Consider the following 17,198-nt stretch of genomic DNA (forward strand, 5'->3'; position numbering starts at 1 on the left):
AAGCTTGTTAATTGAGAATATAACAAATATTTGGAGTGATTTGCAACAAACATCGCTTATTGAGAATAATTATTAAACTTTCAATCAAGACTAGTGAAAATTACCCACAAAAACCTAGTAATAATGCTTATTGTTAACAATTTAAAAGCAAAAATTACCAGTTCCAGAATATAGAATTTTAATCGTGAATCTCAAGCTACACAGGCATCTTAGTTATTGACTTTATATAATATCAATGTTTACTATTTTATGTTTTCAAGCAATGCTTTGCAAAAATACATTTTAATTAAATGCAAAACTTTCCTATAAGTAACAAGTAGTTGTTAAATTGCTAGGCGAGAATAAATCACATTATGTTAATTAATGTATAAACTCCAATCACAAGGTGATGAGTTTTCCTCCGTGACTAGGGTCACAATCTGCCGTTATGCTTAATTGGTTGTGATGAAATAAATAGTCCAGAGTCAATAATCTATAGTATGGATTTTGTTTACTATTGATTATTGACTATTGACTATTAACTATCTAACTCAGAGATTCCAAATAGTCACGGATAAGATTGCGGCGCTTCGGTTGGCGGAGCTTTTGCAAGGCCTTAGATTCGATTTGGCGTACTCGCTCTCGTGATAAATCCAGAGCGCGGCCAATTTCTGCCAATGAGTAAGGATGACCATCAGCTAAACCAAAACGCATCAAGATGACATCACGTTCACGGCTGGTTAAATCAGCTAATAAATGTTGCAAGTCTCTTTGTAAAGATTCTCGCATTAACATTTCTTCAGGAGTTACACCATCAGTCTCTAATAATTCTCCCAATTCAGTGTCTTTATCTTTACCTACTTTGGTTTCCAAAGAAACGGAACGAGGTACTCTTAATAAAACTTCCCGCACTTGGGTGGGTGTCATATCTAACTCAATTGCTAGGTCTTCTAAAGTAGGAGTGCGACCTTTTTCTTGAGCGATTTTGCGTTGAGCCTTTTTGATTTTGTTTAATTTTTCTGTAATATGGACAGGGAGGCGAATTGTACGACTAGAAGTAGCGATCGCTCTTGTAATCCCTTGGCGAATCCACCAGTAGGCATAGGTACTAAAACGATATCCCTTGGTTGGATCAAATTTCTCTACAGCTCGTTCCAAGCCGAGAGTACCTTCTTGAACTAAATCTAATAATTCTAAACCACGATTTTGATATTTTTTGGCAACAGACACAACTAAGCGCAGATTAGCCTTAATCATGTGTTCTTTTGACTGAAGACCTTGAGATTGCATTTTCTCCAATTCTTCCACCGTCATCTTGGCAATTTCTGCCCAGCGACGTTTACCTTCCGACAAAATTGGCTTAAGATCAGATAAGTTGATACCAGCAGTAGCAGCCCATCTTTCCAAGGATGGACGGTGGCCAAGCTCTGATGCTAGACGCTCTTGAACTTCGATTAAATGTAGATAAGGAGCAACAACTTCATCTCCCTGCTTGGCAGCATTAGCTAGCACTACCCGCAACTTTAAGTAACGCTGGACTTTTTGAGCTTCAGAAACTTCTTCGTCCCGTCCTAACAAACGGACTCGACCGATTTCCTGAAGGTATAGACGTACTAAGTCTGTACTACGACGGTTAGCGCTAGCACCAAAAGTAGCGGGATCAGCAGCAGCTATCTCTAATTCTTGGATCTCATCCACCGACAAATCACTGTCATCAATGGCGATATCAGGGTCTAAAGCCTGGCGGGATTTTTGGGTATTGTAGGCGGCATCTGCGTAAAAAGATGTTGCTGGCATAAGATCGTCTCTATGGCTCCAGGTAACAATAGATTGCGGTCAGCTATTTAACTGTTGCTATTGTTCCCGTGATTCTAGATGAACTAACACGGTTAAGGTTTTCACTAAAATTTTTTTTACAAAAAAACCTTAGTGGTTGTTTTCAGACATCACAGCCTAACTATAAATTGGCTGTTGAGGGTCTGATTGAACCAATAGCTATTCAAATTTACGATTAGATTTTAATTTCCGAATTACTTAGTCAGCGTTTTCACCTTGTCGGCTATTAACTGTGACTTGGGTATGTTGTATAAACATATTTCAGTAAAAACCATGTTTATTATCGGCATAGTCACATCTACATGGATACATAAGTAATTTCCTGACGATTTTATAATTTTTTTCTAGGATTTTTTAGGACTCAGTATGGTATGGGGTAATGGGGGTGATGAGTAGTGATGAGTTAAATTGGGGACTGGTTGACAGTTGTCGGTTGTCAGTTGTCAGTTGACTATTAACCAATTACCAATTACCCATTACCAATTAGTTATATTCCGGCTTAATGTCTCGGAGCATGAGTTCATCAAGAGCTTGCTGTGGTGTAACTTCGCCTTGTAGTAGTCGGTAGACTTGCTCAGTAATAGGGATAACTATATTTTGTTGCCTAGCTAGTTGGACTAATACCTGACAAGTGTTTACTCCTTCGGCGGTTCCTGGTAATTTTGCTAGAATTTGTGCCAGTGTTTCACCACCAGCCAATTGATAACCAACTTGGTAATTGCGACTTAAGGGACTGTTACAGGTAGCTAACAAATCCCCTAGACCAGATAAGCCATAAAATGTTTCCGTCTTTGCACCCCAACAATTGCCAATACGAACCATTTCGGTGAGTCCGCGCGTGACTAAAGCGGCTTTAGCATTAGTTCCTAAATGTAGACCGTCACATACACCAGAGGCGATCGCAATTACATTCTTGAGCGTACCCCCCAATTCCACACCTATGGGATCAGGATTTGTATAGACGCGGAAACGAGATGAAGAAAATGCCAGCTGCACTGTAGTGGCGGCGGTAGCTACACGACTAGCTACTACCGTGGCTGCTGGTAGGGATTGATCGATTTCTTTAGATAAATTTGGCCCAGATAGAACAACTACTGGGTTATCGGGAAAAAATGATTGCCAAATTTGCGACGGCGTATAAATAGTCTCTAATTCTAAACCTTTGGTAGCCGTGACAAAAATTGTTGCTGGTGAAAGAGTGAGAGATTGAATTTGTGAAGCAACTTCTCTCACTCCTTTCATGGAAATCGCAGAGAGAACTATGTCAGCGTCTTCTAAAACTGCTGCTAGTGTTTCAGCCCCTCGCCGTGACCATACACGTACTCTATGACCATTGGCTATTGCTAAATTTGCCAGGGATGCACCCCAAGCACCTGCACCCAAGATTGATATCGTAGTTTCTCGCACAGTTTCACAATTCAAAAGATAGGGAGTGGGGAGTGGGAAGTAAAGTTTTACTCAGCACTCAGCACTTTTTGCCGGGGATAACGTTCCATTAATTGTCTTACTTGTTCGGCGTGGTAAGAACTTCTCGTCAAAGGTGAGGATACAACTTGTAGAAATCCGATTTCTTCACCATAGGCTTGCCAAGCAGCAAATTGTTCTGGAGTAACAAAATCGTTAACTTGCAAGTGCTTTTGACTGGGTTGGAGATATTGCCCGATTGTGAGGATATCGCAATCCACAGCGCGTAGGTCTTGCATAACTTGGCGAACTTCGGCATCAGTTTCGCCTAAGCCGACCATGATACCGGATTTTGTGTAGAGCCAGGGAGCAATTTGACGCGATCGCTGCAATAATTCTAGGGTGCGATCGTAGTTGCCTTGGGGTCTGACTCGTCGATAAAGGCGAGGAATCGTTTCTGTATTATGGTTTAATACCTCTGGTGATGCTTGGAGAATGATCTTTAACGCCTCCCAGTTACCGCACAAATCAGGGATTAGCACCTCAATTGTGGTTTGAGGCGAAACTGCGCGCACCTCTGCGATACACTTAACAAACTGCGATGCACCACCATCTGGTAAATCATCTCGGTTCACGGAAGTGATGACCACATGATTCAGTCTCATCCGTCGCACAGCTTCAGCTAATCGCGTTGGTTCTGTGGGGTCGAGAGCTTTGGGCTTTTTCTCAAAATCAATATCACAATAAGGACAAGCACGGGTGCAGGCTGGCCCCATAATCAAAAATGTGGCTGTACCAGCTTGAAAGCATTCACCAATGTTCGGACATGACGCTTCCTCACAAACTGTATTTAGCGCTAAATCCCGCAAAATTTCTTTAACGTTACCAACGCGCTCCCATTGAGGCGCTTTTACCCGCAACCAGTCTGGTTTTACAGTCACAATCCGCTTTTACCACTGAATGTTATACAAATCTAATCCTAGCAAGCAAATCCCATTCCGATTCATCTATATATATAGATGTAGATATCTTTTCGGTATTGACTATTATTTATGTTATGCTAAAAAAGGCGTACAAATTTTTTAACGGGATGTAGCGCAGCTTGGTAGCGCACTTCGTTCGGGACGAAGGGGCCGCTGGTTCGAATCCAGTCATCCCGATTGTACATTCGCACATTATATGTCGCTCTACAAGTGTAGTGGTCAACCAACAAGCGATCGCTTCGTCCTATTTTCCGGATCTAAGTTGGCGAAGTAGTTCCTATCTTCATTTGCACTATTACCATAGTGCCTTCATCAACCTTGCTTCTCACATTAACAGAACCCCCACAATGCCATAACAATCTCTGCACGATTGTGAGTCCTAAACCTGCGCCATTCGTCTCATCAATTAGTCCCGATCGCACACGATAAAAGCAGTCGAATATTTTGGGAATTTCGCTTTCGGCAATACCGATACCTGTGTCACGAATTTCTAGTTGGACGTATTCGCCTTGTACTTTAGCTCTAACCCAAACTTTACCACCATTGGCTGTAAACTTGAGGCTGTTGTGCAGCAGATTAATGACTATTTGTCTCAAGCCGCCATTGACACATAAAACGCTTGGCAAGTCTGTAGGGATAGTGTAGCCTAGCATGATGCCTTTTTCTTGGGCTACTGGTTGGTAAGTGCTGACGACTCCAGGGACAATATCTGCAAGCTTGACGAGTTCTAAAGTTGTGGTTTCCAAATTATGCTCTAGTTCTACCAAAGTCATGAGACCGGCAATCAAAACACTTTGGCGATCGCACTGGGTATTTAACATCTGCAAATACCTCTGTCTTTGGTGCGGTTTCAGGGTGGGCGAATTCAATAGCGAAAGTGCAGTTTTCATTTGCGTCAGGGGTGTACGCAGTTCTTGACACACATTAGTTAAATATTCATCTTTCAATTGCTCTTTTGTTTGTAATTTCTGATTGTGCTGCTGCAATTTGGCAATGCGTTCAACACTGATGCGACGATTAATTTCGTTTTGTCGTTGGAGTTGCTTGGTGAGCATTTGGCTGATGAGGGCTGGCTCGCAAGCAGTGGAGCAGATAAAATCCTTTGGTGCTATTGGCTTTAACTCAGAAGTAGCTTCTTGTTTTATCCCATCCAACACACGCTGAATTACTTGATGTTCAACCGAAGTAATCGTTAATAGCGGTTGACTCTTATTATTTTGTGTCTTACCCAAGGGGGCAATTTTGTGATTTTGACGTGGGCGATAAGCTGCTATTAAACTGCAAAATTTTGTCGATAAGACTATCAAAAAATATTCTCGTTGTAAGTGATTATTTGGTAGTAATGGCACCTCAAAATAATGCTCATACGAACAAGATAAAGATGTTAAATTTTCTTCTCCCACCTCTGATTTACTTTCTCCAACTTGGCAATTGTAAATACGACCAGAGTTATCCACCGATGACTGATAACGGACTATTTCTGTAGACCAAACTTTTCCTGGTGGCAGCTTAATCCATAAAGTTGCACTGAGTTGCTGCTCAATCAGTAAGTCTATTTGCGCTCTCACCAGTGATAGCAAGGTCGCCGGACTGAGAGTCACTGTTTGAGAAGGCGCTTCCACTCCTAAAGCCAGCTGATAAACGGACAAATCCTTATGCAGAGAGTCATTCATGAGTTAAGCACAACCAATAAAAATCAGGGGGAGGAAAAAATAATTACTTTTTGGAAGTAGAGGGAAAGCCTAACTCATCATTGGTAGGGAGAAAAGCCACCCTGGCGCTTTGGTAATTGGTAACAGGTCTATTACCAATCACCTATTACCAAACCCCCATCTACAAAAAGATGAAGATTTTCACAATATTACTTACATATATGTTTTTTACACAAAAGCCACGTAAACACAATAAATTATGAATGACAAAATTACTAACTACTACTTTTGTTAATAAAAATGACCAATTTGTATTGCAAAGATTATAGATTTATCATGTATTCTTTACAATAGCAGTTCTCAGTGATTTGTAGTATTCAGTAAATGCGATTAATTTTATACAGTAAGCCCGGTTGTCATTTATGTGAAGGTTTGCAGGAAAAACTAGAACAGATCCAAAATTTGAGTTTTGAGTTAGAAATCCGTGACATTACAACTAATGAAAACTGGTTTGCTGCCTATCAATATGAGATTCCGGTTCTGTGTTTAATAACGCCTGGAGACGAGAAAGAGCAAGCTTTACCCCGCCCTTCTCCCCGCGCTAGCGTTCAGCAATTGGCACAAATGTTGGGCAAGTATTTAGCCAATCCGGAAAAAAATAATGCAGAATAGGCGCAAGAAAGGCGTGTGTCGAGGTTCACAACATGAAATTGCGGGAATTACTAGCGACAGTAGACAGTGTTGAAAATTTACCTCCGGTTTTGGCGGATGCGGAAGTTAAAGGCATCAAGACCAACTCCCATGCTTGCGGTGCGGGTGATTTGTTTATTGGAATGCCAGGAACGCGGGTAGATGGTGGAGAATTTTGGCCTAGTGCGATCGCCTCAGGTGCGATCGCGGCGATCGTTTCTCCTCAAGCTGTGGAAAAAAATCCTCCCAGTGATGAGGCTGTTGTCATTAGCTCTAACAATATGACTAAAGCTTGTGCCGCGATCGCCGCAGCTTTTTATGGTTACCCTGGGCAGAAACTCAAGCTGGTGGGTGTAACTGGTACTAATGGTAAAACTACCACCACCCACCTGATTGAATTTTTCTTAACCAAAGCTCAATTATCTACGGCTTTGATGGGGACTCTCTACACCCGTTGGCCTGGTTTTGAGCAAACAGCCACCCACACCACCCCCTTTGCAGTAGAACTACAACAGCAACTAGCACAAGCTGTGAATGCTGGTTGTGAGTTTGGAGTTATGGAAGTCAGCTCCCACGCTTTAGCACAGGGACGGGTGCTTGGTTGTCCCTTTGAGGTGGGGGTATTTAGCAATCTCACCCAAGACCACCTGGACTATCACAGCGACATGGAGGATTATTTCGCAGCAAAAGCGCTGTTATTTAGTCCTGATTACCTGAAAGGACGGGCAATTATCAACGCTGATGATACCTATGGTCAAAGATTAATCAAGGCATTGAGTCCGGAAAAGGTCTGGAGTTACAGCGTTAATGATAGTAGTGCTGATTTGTGGATGAGTGACTTGAGTTATGAGCCTAATGGTGTAACAGGAACTCTGCACACACCAGGAGGTGATGTCAGTTTCTGTTCACCTTTAGTTGGTCAATACAATTTAGAAAATCTTTTGGCAGCTGTCGGCGCGGTTTTACACTTGGGCTTAGACCTACAACTCATCGCCAATGCTATACCAGAGTTCCCCGGTGTCCCCGGACGAATGGAACGGGTGCAGATTAATTCTGAGCAAGATATTAGCGTGATTGTCGATTACGCCCATACTCCTGATAGTTTAGAAAACTTACTCAAAGCGGCTAGACCGTTTATTCCTGGGAGAATGATTTGCGTATTTGGTTGTGGCGGCGATCGCGATCGCACCAAGCGCCCCAAAATGGGTAAAATCGCGGCTGAACTAGCGGATTTAGCTTTTGTGACTTCAGATAACCCCCGGACTGAAGACCCAGAGAGAATTTTAGATGATATTCTGGCGGGGATTCCCGACACAGTGCAACCGACAGTTATAGGCGATCGGGCGATCGCTATTCGTACCGCAATCTTACAAGCTCAACCTGGTGATGGGGTGCTACTGGCGGGGAAAGGTCATGAAGACTACCAAATTCTCGGTACAGAAAAAATCCACTTTGACGACCGAGAACACGCACGCGCCGCTTTGACAGAAAGAGAAAAACTATAAGGGTTGTAGTGGCGTGACAAGTCTTAAATAGTGCATAAAAAAAGTTTTTGTAGTGTAGGCATTTTGCCTGCGCTGCAAAGGCTAGAAGAGACGCGATGAATTCTGCAATTAGGGTGGCTAAATTAATCAATTAATTTAAAGGCGTTGCTGATTAGTGGGATGATTTTTATCTCACGCATACCGCTAAGGCGAAACCTGTTTACCTTAGCGTCTCCGAAGGAGAAGGGTAGGCGCAAAGGCGCAAAGGCGCATACTGCTAAGGCGGAACCCGTTCGCGTTAGCGTCTCCGTATCCTACGGGAAGCAAGCTACGCGCAGCGTCTCTGACAGGAGAAGGAGCAGGGTAGAATCTATATTATGCTTTGTGCAAAAGTCCCAATTCATGCCGCATTTATGCAACACCAATTTATAGCCGTAGCCAGATAGATTAGGACATCAAGCTAAGATAAAAACCTGACAATCAAAGGCTTTCAAGTCTGTCAACAGACAACAGTCAACCGTCAACAGCTATAAAATCTACGAGTCCTCAGATGAAACATTCCCTTTCACTAAACGGTGAAACAAACGGCAAGGCCAAATGCAGGCTCCACAAAGAGTTACAGAGGCAATGGCTACCAAAATACGCCAGTTATCCTTCAATGTATTAGTAGATTGTGATGACTCGTCTTGCCTATCTTTGGTGAGTTCTGGCAATGAGTGAGCTAGCTGACCAGCTGTACTTACCCCTTCAATCGCCGCTCCAATTAGATAAGCTACAAGGGCAATACCTAGCCAGTGATTCATGATATTTTATTCGTGAATTTTCGTGTTAATGATTTTCCTGTCCTAAAGATAATCTACCTTCAGCAGTGTCTCGAATTAGGGGTAGTTTAGATGTGATGTAACTATCCAGGCTACTATCTACCTGCGCGTCTAGTCCCTGGTTGACTTTTAATTGCTGGGTGAGTAATTGTACTAGAGATATATCATCAAATTGAAGTAAAGTGCTGACGTTAGTAGACTCAATTACAGCCCAAAGCTGGCGTATTATTTTTGTGGTGATCATGAGTCTCTAACCTCTTAAGCTTTTCTTTATAATTACACATTTTTCGGATGTGTGGGGAAATATTTGTTGAAGAATTATCAAGCCACTGGAAGATAAAGTAGAATGGTTGGGTAAATTCTGGTACATAACATAACCAAATCTTATGGAAACCACAAAGCTCCACATCTGTAAGCTAGAGGCGACTCAGGAATGGTTGTGTTTAGATGCAAGGGCTTACATTGCAGAATGTTTAGAAGCTTGTGTCACTGTGGAGATGCTGGCTGATTTGAGGGAAATCTTTCCACGTCAAGCATTGACAGTAGCTAGTGTTCAGGTTTGCGAATTACAGAGAAAGCGTATTCAGCGATGGCTGAAAGAGCAAAATGGAGAAGTTCAGGATTTAGGGGAGTCATCCCAGGTTTTGCAGAGTGCTATGGATACATCTTTGGGTCAGCGTTCATCGTAATTGAGTCAGGCTCACTGTGCAAGCGATCGCTTCTGAAATAACTGCAAATATTTTAGGGGTGTGGGGGTGTAGGGGTGTAGGGGAAACAACTAATAATTAAGTCAAGATAAGTTACAGCGAAAGTTTCATGTTTACCAGCATGATTTTTTTCTTAAAACGGTTGATACCGCAGTGAAAAGTGAAGACCATTTTCTTGCAGTGTGTTTCCGCCATCATTAATATTCGTTAAGGGAATACCATAATCTAAACGTAGGCTTAAATCTCGACTTGGTTGCCAAAGCAAGCCTAAACCGAGACTGGAAATTGTCTGTGGTTGGGGATTACTACCGCGATTATTCCACACAGTACCGATATCAAAAAACGGTGCTATCTGCAAAGCATTGGAGTTAGCAGTTAAGGGAAGGCGAACTTCCACAGAAGCTGTAAAACCATTGTCGGCTACGAGTTTGTTTTGGGTATAACCACGAACTGTATCAAACCCACCAATACTAAATTTTTCTAATGATAATAAAGAATCTCCCGTCAGTTGGGCATTGACTCTAGTGAGGATTAATGTTCGTGAGGATAATAACTGCACCCATTGAAATTGACCTAACCAAGAGAAGAAGCGCCCATCCGTATCAGTATCATTGACTGTAGCATCAAAAGCCCCAATACCAAGGCTAAATTGGGAGCGAGCCGCTAAAACCCTTGTGGCATCTCGTTTTACCCAATCTTGAGAAAAGCGAAGGGCGGTAATTTTTGATTCTCCATCTTCCGCACCAGGAGAAAAGGAAAAAGGGATATTATCGAGGAGAAATGTTTGGGAACGACGTAAATCTAAGCCTAAACTCAGAGCAAGTTCTGTCTGGGGTTGGCGGTAGAGAGGATGACGATAACTGAGGGAATAGGTTTGAGTTTCGCTTCTAATGTCCAAATTGCGGAAATCGTCTGTAATAATGCGGCTATTGGCATTATTCACCCGAAAACTCAGTGTGTCATTATTGCCATTTACCGGAATTGTGTAGCTGACATCATACAAGTTAAGTCCTTCCGTAATTGTATATTCAGCAGCGAGGCGATCGCCAAAACCCAGTAAGTTATCATGATTCAAAAATACCCCTAGTTGAGTGGAACCAATACTGGGAGTTTGGTTATTGGCTGTAAAGACTCCCCCATGAAATGCCGGCGCTTCCGTGATATTTACCAGCAAGATATTACTACCAGGAGTACTACCAGCAGTTAACTCAGCATTTACCCGTTGAATTACGGGGTCTAATTGTAATAGTTGCAATGCTGTTTCTAAGCGTTGGCGATTTAATGGCGTGGAGGTAGCTTTGGTGAGGTGCGATCGCACGTATACTGATTGAAGACTCCTTAACCCGGTGATCTCAATTTTCTCTAGTTCTCCTTCCACCACCTGAATTTTCACCACACCATCGGTCAGATTTTGATTGTTGGGTAAAAATGCACCACTAGTGATGTAGCCGTTTTGAATATAAAGTTCGGTAATATCTGAACGTAGTTGAATTAAATCTGCAAAAGTAACTCGACGGTTCTCAAATGGTTCAATCAACCTGGCAATTTCATTTTTTAAGACTGTAGCCCCCAAAACTTCAACTTTTTTGACTAGAAAGCTTTCACCAGTAGGAGAAGTAACATCCGATGGTGTTGGCGCAGGAGGCACAGGAAAGATAAGTGTAGTAGGAGAAGGGGGAGTGGGAGTAGCAGGACTAGGGGACGGTTTAGGGATAGTTTGGTCGATAGTTTCTGGTGTAGTAGGGGGGATTATCACCCCTGGTGGCGGTGTAGATTGGGCAGATGCAACACCAGGAAAGCTCATTAAGGTTAGTAGCAGAAATAATCCGGGACAAAGAAATTTTGCTTTAGTTCGTGTATCATTTCTGCCTAAGACAATATTTTTCACATTCTTGAAATTAACAGTTAACGCACGAGTATTTTTACTTAAGTACAGTCTAAATTATCACATTTATTCTTGACATACAAGCAATTAACGACATTTGAAATTGCATAAAACAGCATTGCTATTTGGGCGAAAGCAAGGTATGGGGAAACTTAAATAAGGGAGGGGTATAGAGGTGTAAGGGAAAGACTTTTTATGGATGAGTAATGAGTCTTGAGTAAGATATTCTCCCTTGCCTCCTACCCCCTGTCTTTCCTGATAAAATAGGAAACAACCTCATATTTATGCTGTGTTTATGGCAACCCAACTCAGCGAAGCTAAATCATCAAATCAGCTGGTAATTACTTGGGAAGCTTTGCCAGACGATTTTCAACTAAAGGATGAACCGGTGGAGAATACAGGTCAGCCAATATTGGCTGGTGCTTTACGGGAAAGTTTAGAACTGAGTGGATTTATCCAACCCCAAATGTTGATTGCTTCAAATTTTGGTCTTTGTGCAACTATCAACGGCCAATTGGTGGTGAAAGCACCGGATTGGGTTTATGTACCATCGGTTAAAGAGGTGAGGGAAAATCGTAAAAGTTATACACCCATTTTAGAAGGTGATATTCCTGCGATCGCTATAGAATTTCTTTCAGATACCGAAGGTGGAGAATATTCAGTCAAGCGGACTTATCCACCAGGAAAATGGTTCTTTTATGAACAAATATTGCAAATTCCTATCTACGTCATTTTTGAACCAGATGGGGGTTTGTTGGAATATTATCAACTGGAAAATGGACGCTACGAATTAAAGCAACCCGATGAAAATGGTCGTCATTGGGTTGATTCAATGGGCTTATTTTTGGGAACATGGCAAGGCACAAAAGAAGCCCGGACTGGTTATTGGTTGCGTTGGTGGGATCAAGCTGGTAATTTGTTACCTTGGGCTGTGGAACAGATTGAACAAGAACGCCAACGCGCTGAACAAGAACGCCAACGCGCTGAACAAGAACGTCAGCAAAAAGAACGACTGATGGCTTATTTAAAATCTCAAGGTATTGACCCAGAAAATTTACCACCCCTTGAGTAGATAGTCAGCAATACTTTTATACAGATGGGGCGTAAAACTTGAGTTACTATGTCTCCTAATTGCCATTGTGCAGTTTTTGTGGGGAGTAGTAAAAGTTAAATATGACAGAAGTTATCAGCACGCAGTCTGTAGTAGATTTAGCTGCCATTGCCGAAAAATTCGCGTTTCCAGGTACAGTCACAAATGTTCAAGCATTTGGTAGTGGCAATATCAACGATACTTTTTTAGTAACTGTTGATTCCTTAGAAGCACAGCATTTTATTCTGCAACGGATAAACACTTTGGTGTTTCGTCAACCAGAACTGATTATGCAGAATATGCGTATCTTCAGTGATCATGTTTATCAACGTCTACAATACGCACCCCCAAACCGTCGTTGGGAAGTTCCGCGCGTACTTTCCACCAAGGATAATCACGATTACTGCACAGATACTCAGGGGAATTTTTGGCGGGCGATTAGCTTTATTTCTGGGTCGCAGTCTTTTGATACTATGCAGGATTTAGCACAAGCCCAAGAAATCGGCTATGCCTTGGGGATGTTTCACAACTTAATCAGCGACTTATCACCAGAAAAACTAGCTGATACTCTGGAAGGCTTCCATATTACGCCGCTTTACTTGCGTCACTATGAACAGATTTTGGCAACAGCTAAACCGCAACCATCCCCAGAATTAGATTATTGCTTGCAATTTGTGAGCGATCGCCAAAGTTATGCCTGTATTCTAGAAAATGCTAAAGCTGCGGGTGAGTTGCCGTTACGTCTCATACACGGCGATCCTAAAATTAACAATATCATGTTTGATACTGTTACTCACAAAGCCGTCAGCGTTATCGACCTCGACACGGTTAAACCCGGTCTAGTACATTATGACATTGGTGATTGTTTGCGATCGGGCTGTAACCCTGCTGGGGAAGAAACAGAACATTGGGAAAGCGTTTCTTTTGACACTGATTTATGTCAAGGAATTTTACAAGGTTATCTGTCGGTAGCAAAGGATTTTCTCACCGATAATGATTACGCATATATGTATGATGCTATACGCCTCATTGCCTTTGAGTTAGGACTGAGATTCTTTGCTGACTATTTAGCGGGGAATGTTTACTTTAAAATCAAGTACCCAGAGCATAATTTAGCCAGGGCGCTTGTGCAATTTAAACTAGCCGAAAGTATCGAATCTCAAGAAATTAAGATTCGTAAAATTATTCAAGATATAAAATGAGTCACCAAATATTTTCTCTACAACCATTCCCCTCTGAAGAATCTTTAATTGATCTCAAAATTGCTGGTAATATTAGCCGCCATAATAATCAACTCACGATTAATTATCAGGTTGTTGGTGAATTATCACCAGTTGATATTCCCTCGCCTGTAGACACACCAACGAGAAAAAATGAACTATGGCAAAATACTTGTTTTGAGTTCTTTATTGGCGTTAAAGATTCTCAACAATATTGGGAATTCAACCTTTCTCCATCCCGAAATTGGAATATATACCGATTTCATGGATATCGCCAGGGAATGCAGGAAGAAACAGCTTTTACTGACCTACCTTTTAGTGTTGAGAATCAATCAGATAGTTTAGAAATCTCGTTAAATGTCGATTTAGGAAAAATCATCTCTTCTGAACAATTTATTGATGTCGCAATTACTACAGTGATCAAACAAAAACATGGCAACATAACTTACTGGGCTTTAGTTCATCAAGGTAAAGAAGCTGACTTTCACATCAGGGACAGTTTTATAATTAGATTATGAGATGTAGGGTGCGTCAGTCCGAGGAAACCTAGCTGCACCAAGAAATCATTCATATTGACGCACCCTACTAATACCAATTCAAAATTCAAAATTAAGCTAGTATGGTGGGCATTGCCCACCATACGAAATAATAGTTTTTTTTAGCTTGACAATTTTAGTAATACGCAAGTGGCGCAAGATATAAATCAGAGAGGTATTGCATTTATATTGATCAGTAAATATTAATCCATGATTATTGTGATTGATGGAAATAAGAAATAATTATGTGATTTTAATAAATTTTTCGTGAAATCAAAAAAAATAATCTTAAATATTTGCTATACATAACTGAAAGATTCAGCCATAAAACAACGGGTTATCTACAAATTACTAAGGAAATTTCATATTTTGCTGATAGAACATTGAGCTTCACGTAAAAATCATTTACATATATGTTCATCAGAGTCGATTGGAGTCCGTTGTAGTAATTAGCCATGATACACCGAAAGTCCAATGAGGTAATTTATCTTGCTACATAACACATCGTACTAATTAAAAATTTGCATAATTTTATGGAAAAAAAATTAGCTCCACAGTTAGATAATTTTTACCAAAGCTGTAGTCGGTATTTCCAAAAACTGTCTCGTAATCAAAACTTTCGAGGCTTGAAAATATATCTTTTGATACTTACTATAGCTATGGTGGTAATTATTAATCCCATAGGCAATTATATGCCTTGGATTGTTAATATACTACCAACGACTACTGAGAAAATAACTCATAAATCATCTGTACAGCAAACTGATAAACAATCGCATAAAACCTCAAATAAAGCAGCCTATAAAACCTCTTGGATAGGTAACACTTTTGGTGGTAAAAAGTGGGTACAAATTCAGATGGAGGGTATATATGTCACTCCCAATGGCACAGTTTATGTCAACAGTCATTGGGATGAAGCTGGTAGAGAAGTAGGTATTTATAAAGACGGCGATGTAATTGGTAAAGCTGATGACTTACATGGCTGGGGAAGGTTGGGAGGTAAAGCAATTACAGCCAATCAAAAGTACCTCTATGTAGCTATGCAGCAATCCCACGAAGGGAAACCAGAGGATGATTACCCACCAAAGGGAACCACTTGGTACAATGTCCGACGCTATGACTTATCTGGAAAACCTGCGCCCTTTGCTGGGGGGCGTGGTTGGGATAAAAGTATGGTCATTGTCAATAGTAAAAGTGAAGTTACTGGATTAGCAACTAAAGACAAAGAGTTATATGTAAGTGATACTGCTAGCGATCGCCTCCGCGTTTACAATACAGATACCATGCAGGAGCTACGCAGCTTTAGCGTTCCTGATCCTGGTGCGATCGCTATTGATCAGCAAAATAACTTATGGGTTGTGCAAAAGAAAAAAATAGTCCGATATTCGCCCCAAGGTAAGCAATTAGCCCAACAAATCACCGATGTTGCTAACCCAAGTGCGATCGCCTTTGATCCTCAAGGTAGATTACTAGTAGCTGACAATGGGAAACGTCAGCAAGTACTCATTTATAACATCGCCAATAAACCAAAGCAGGTAGGCACTCTCGGTGACAAAGGCGGTATCTATGGGGGTACTTCTGGGGAAGTCAAAGACTCGAAACTGTATGGTATTACCGGAATCGGCACAGATAAAAGCGGCAATATCTACGTTAGCAATCATGGTTTTAATAGTACTGGTGCTGACTTGAGAAAATTCTCGTCATCGGGAAAACTCCAGTGGCGCTTACTCGGTTTGCAATTCATAGATAACGCCGATGCTGATCCTGATAGCGATGGTAGAGACGTGTTCACCAAAAACGAACACTTCGTCATGGACTACAGCAAAAACAACGGCAAAGAATGGACATATAAAGCATATACCCTAGATAAGTTCCGCTACCCAGATGATGGAAGACTGCACACCACACCCACATCAGCCTTCGTTCGGCGCTTGGGTGGAAAACGCCTACTCTACCTCTCCTCAGAAATGATGGCAGAACGGCTGTTAATCTACCGTTTTGATGGTGAGATAGCTGTTCCCTGCGGCATTTTTGGCAAAAACCATCTTAGTTGGCCTCCCAACCAACCAAAAGACGGTAGTTGGTTATGGCGGGATATCAATGGTGATGGTTCCATCCAAAACAACGAATACAAAACCTTGGGTGAAGAAGATGGTTCTGTCTGGGGTTGGGAAATAGACAGCAAAGGAGATATTTGGCAAGCGGCCGAAGCTGGCTACATCAAACACTATCCCTATCAAAAATTAGATAATCATGGCTGTCCCATTTATGGACAAGCTATTGGGGGCAGAATACCCATGCCAGCACCTTTCAAAACTTTGACAAGAATCAAATACTTTCCCAAACAAGACGTGATGTATCTTGGAGGGTACACCAATGAACATCCCAATCTTGATGGTGATTGGGGCTTAGTTGGTACAGAAATAGTCCGTTTTGACAACTGGAGTAAAAAAAGAAATCTCCGGTGGCGGATAGTGCTTCCTTATAATCATCAAACAGACCCCAAATTACATATCAAATCAATTGATGTGGCAGGAGACAGAGTTTTTGCCGTTGCTAGTAAAAAAGCAGAGGTTTATGTCTATAAAGCCACAACAGGGGAAGCATTGCCAATGTTAACACCCGGCGCAGAAGTAGGAGGCGAAAGCGGCTGGATTGATATCCCCTACGGCATTCGCGCTTTTCGTCGTGCCAATGGTGAGTATTTAGTATTTGTGGAAGAGAACGCTAAAGGAAAGGTGATGATGTATCGATTACCTGGGTAATGGTTGACGGTTGACGGTTAACAGTTAACTGTTAACTAATGACTAACACCAGATAGAACCCCGACTTCTTGAAGAAGTCGGGGTTCTGAAAGAACTTCCGGATAATTGCCACTAACTAGAGATTTATTTTGTGGAACTAGAATAAA

General features: G+C 41.6%; 14 protein-coding genes and 1 tRNA gene. 8 read left to right on the forward strand and 7 right to left on the reverse strand.

Features of this window, described 5'->3' with window-relative positions:
* Positions 1 to 525: 525 nt before the first annotated feature.
* From sigC to lipA, 3 genes are all read right to left on the reverse strand, one after another.
* The gene (gene sigC, locus H6G14_RS04055) at positions 526 to 1,776 is read right to left on the reverse strand and encodes an RNA polymerase sigma factor SigC (protein ID WP_190565855.1); all 1,251 of its coding nucleotides are present in this window, start codon (positions 1,774 to 1,776) and stop codon (positions 526 to 528) included.
* 522 nt (positions 1,777 to 2,298) lie between these two features.
* Complete coding sequence (locus tag H6G14_RS04060; RefSeq protein WP_190565856.1) at positions 2,299 to 3,222, reverse strand: NAD(P)H-dependent glycerol-3-phosphate dehydrogenase; 924 nt, start codon at positions 3,220 to 3,222, stop codon at positions 2,299 to 2,301.
* Between the two features lie 47 nt (positions 3,223 to 3,269).
* Positions 3,270 to 4,160 carry a lipoyl synthase gene (lipA, locus tag H6G14_RS04065; protein ID WP_190565857.1) on the reverse strand — a complete coding sequence of 297 codons (891 nt, stop codon included), beginning with the start codon at positions 4,158 to 4,160 and terminating at the stop codon, positions 3,270 to 3,272.
* A 145-nt stretch (positions 4,161 to 4,305) separates the two neighbouring features.
* On the opposite strand from lipA, the gene H6G14_RS04070 reads away from it, so the two are divergent.
* Positions 4,306 to 4,379: transfer RNA gene (locus tag H6G14_RS04070), tRNA-Pro, on the forward strand.
* An 80-nt stretch (positions 4,380 to 4,459) separates the two neighbouring features.
* On the opposite strand, the gene H6G14_RS04075 is transcribed toward H6G14_RS04070, so the two are convergent.
* Positions 4,460 to 5,875, reverse strand: a complete 1,416-nt coding sequence (locus H6G14_RS04075; RefSeq protein ID WP_190565858.1) for a DICT sensory domain-containing protein — start codon at positions 5,873 to 5,875, stop codon at positions 4,460 to 4,462.
* A gap of 363 nt (positions 5,876 to 6,238) precedes the next feature.
* On the opposite strand from H6G14_RS04075, the gene H6G14_RS04080 reads away from it, so the two are divergent.
* Both H6G14_RS04080 and H6G14_RS04085 read left to right on the forward strand, forming a co-directional pair.
* Positions 6,239 to 6,526 (forward strand): glutaredoxin family protein, encoded by a 288-nt coding sequence (locus H6G14_RS04080; protein ID WP_190565859.1) that lies wholly within the window; start codon positions 6,239 to 6,241, stop codon positions 6,524 to 6,526.
* Between the two features lie 32 nt (positions 6,527 to 6,558).
* Positions 6,559 to 8,049: a UDP-N-acetylmuramoyl-L-alanyl-D-glutamate--2,6-diaminopimelate ligase gene (locus H6G14_RS04085; RefSeq protein WP_190565860.1), complete on the forward strand. Its 1,491-nt coding sequence runs from the start codon at positions 6,559 to 6,561 to the stop codon at positions 8,047 to 8,049.
* 515 nt (positions 8,050 to 8,564) lie between these two features.
* Here H6G14_RS04085 and H6G14_RS04090 read toward each other — a convergent pair.
* Together H6G14_RS04090 and H6G14_RS04095 are read right to left on the reverse strand one after the other, a co-directional pair.
* Positions 8,565 to 8,831 (reverse strand): hypothetical protein, encoded by a 267-nt coding sequence (locus H6G14_RS04090; protein ID WP_190565861.1) that lies wholly within the window; start codon positions 8,829 to 8,831, stop codon positions 8,565 to 8,567.
* Positions 8,832 to 8,856: 25 nt separating this feature from the next.
* Positions 8,857 to 9,093 carry a hypothetical protein gene (locus tag H6G14_RS04095; protein ID WP_010995830.1) on the reverse strand — a complete coding sequence of 79 codons (237 nt, stop codon included), beginning with the start codon at positions 9,091 to 9,093 and terminating at the stop codon, positions 8,857 to 8,859.
* Positions 9,094 to 9,235: 142 nt separating this feature from the next.
* On the opposite strand from H6G14_RS04095, the gene H6G14_RS04100 reads away from it, so the two are divergent.
* A complete protein-coding gene (locus H6G14_RS04100; protein WP_190565862.1) occupies positions 9,236 to 9,538 on the forward strand; it encodes a hypothetical protein in 303 nt (100 codons plus the stop codon).
* Positions 9,539 to 9,689: 151 nt separating this feature from the next.
* Here the strand turns inward: H6G14_RS04100 and H6G14_RS04105 are convergent, their stop codons facing one another.
* Entirely contained in the window at positions 9,690 to 11,444 is a 1,755-nt protein-coding gene (locus tag H6G14_RS04105) for a ShlB/FhaC/HecB family hemolysin secretion/activation protein (protein WP_190565863.1), read from the reverse strand.
* A gap of 292 nt (positions 11,445 to 11,736) precedes the next feature.
* Here H6G14_RS04105 and H6G14_RS04110 point away from each other — a divergent pair, with 292 nt between their 5' ends.
* The 4 genes from H6G14_RS04110 to H6G14_RS04125 all read left to right on the forward strand — a co-directional run bounded on the left by H6G14_RS04110 (position 11,737) and on the right by H6G14_RS04125 (position 17,052).
* Positions 11,737 to 12,513, forward strand: a complete 777-nt coding sequence (locus tag H6G14_RS04110; RefSeq protein WP_190565864.1) for a Uma2 family endonuclease — start codon at positions 11,737 to 11,739, stop codon at positions 12,511 to 12,513.
* Between the two features lie 101 nt (positions 12,514 to 12,614).
* A complete protein-coding gene (locus H6G14_RS04115; RefSeq protein ID WP_190565865.1) occupies positions 12,615 to 13,733 on the forward strand; it encodes a phosphotransferase enzyme family protein in 1,119 nt (372 codons plus the stop codon).
* A complete protein-coding gene (locus tag H6G14_RS04120) occupies positions 13,730 to 14,269 on the forward strand; it encodes a DOMON-like domain-containing protein (RefSeq protein ID WP_190565866.1) in 540 nt (179 codons plus the stop codon). Before H6G14_RS04115 ends, H6G14_RS04120 begins: the two co-directional genes overlap by 4 nt.
* 551 nt (positions 14,270 to 14,820) lie before the next feature.
* Positions 14,821 to 17,052, forward strand: a complete 2,232-nt coding sequence (locus H6G14_RS04125; RefSeq protein WP_190565867.1) for an SMP-30/gluconolactonase/LRE family protein — start codon at positions 14,821 to 14,823, stop codon at positions 17,050 to 17,052.
* Positions 17,053 to 17,198 lie beyond the last annotated feature (146 nt).

It is taken from the genome of Nostoc parmelioides FACHB-3921 (assembly GCF_014696625.1).
Taxonomy (GTDB): Bacteria; Cyanobacteriota; Cyanobacteriia; order Cyanobacteriales; family Nostocaceae; genus Trichormus; species Trichormus parmelioides.

Coding starts and splice junctions, on each gene's coding strand:
- sigC (WP_190565855.1), bottom strand. CDS start 1,776: ATGCCAGCAACATCTTTTTACGCAGATGCCGCCTACAATACCCAAAAA.
- H6G14_RS04075 (WP_190565858.1), bottom strand. CDS start 5,875: ATGAATGACTCTCTGCATAAGGATTTGTCCGTTTATCAGCTGGCTTTA.
- H6G14_RS04080 (WP_190565859.1), top strand. CDS start 6,239: ATGCGATTAATTTTATACAGTAAGCCCGGTTGTCATTTATGTGAAGGT.
- H6G14_RS04085 (WP_190565860.1), top strand. CDS start 6,559: ATGAAATTGCGGGAATTACTAGCGACAGTAGACAGTGTTGAAAATTTA.
- H6G14_RS04090 (WP_190565861.1), bottom strand. CDS start 8,831: ATGAATCACTGGCTAGGTATTGCCCTTGTAGCTTATCTAATTGGAGCG.
- H6G14_RS04095 (WP_010995830.1), bottom strand. CDS start 9,093: ATGATCACCACAAAAATAATACGCCAGCTTTGGGCTGTAATTGAGTCT.
- H6G14_RS04100 (WP_190565862.1), top strand. CDS start 9,236: ATGGAAACCACAAAGCTCCACATCTGTAAGCTAGAGGCGACTCAGGAA.
- H6G14_RS04110 (WP_190565864.1), top strand. CDS start 11,737: ATGGCAACCCAACTCAGCGAAGCTAAATCATCAAATCAGCTGGTAATT.
- H6G14_RS04115 (WP_190565865.1), top strand. CDS start 12,615: ATGACAGAAGTTATCAGCACGCAGTCTGTAGTAGATTTAGCTGCCATT.
- H6G14_RS04120 (WP_190565866.1), top strand. CDS start 13,730: ATGAGTCACCAAATATTTTCTCTACAACCATTCCCCTCTGAAGAATCT.
- H6G14_RS04125 (WP_190565867.1), top strand. CDS start 14,821: ATGGAAAAAAAATTAGCTCCACAGTTAGATAATTTTTACCAAAGCTGT.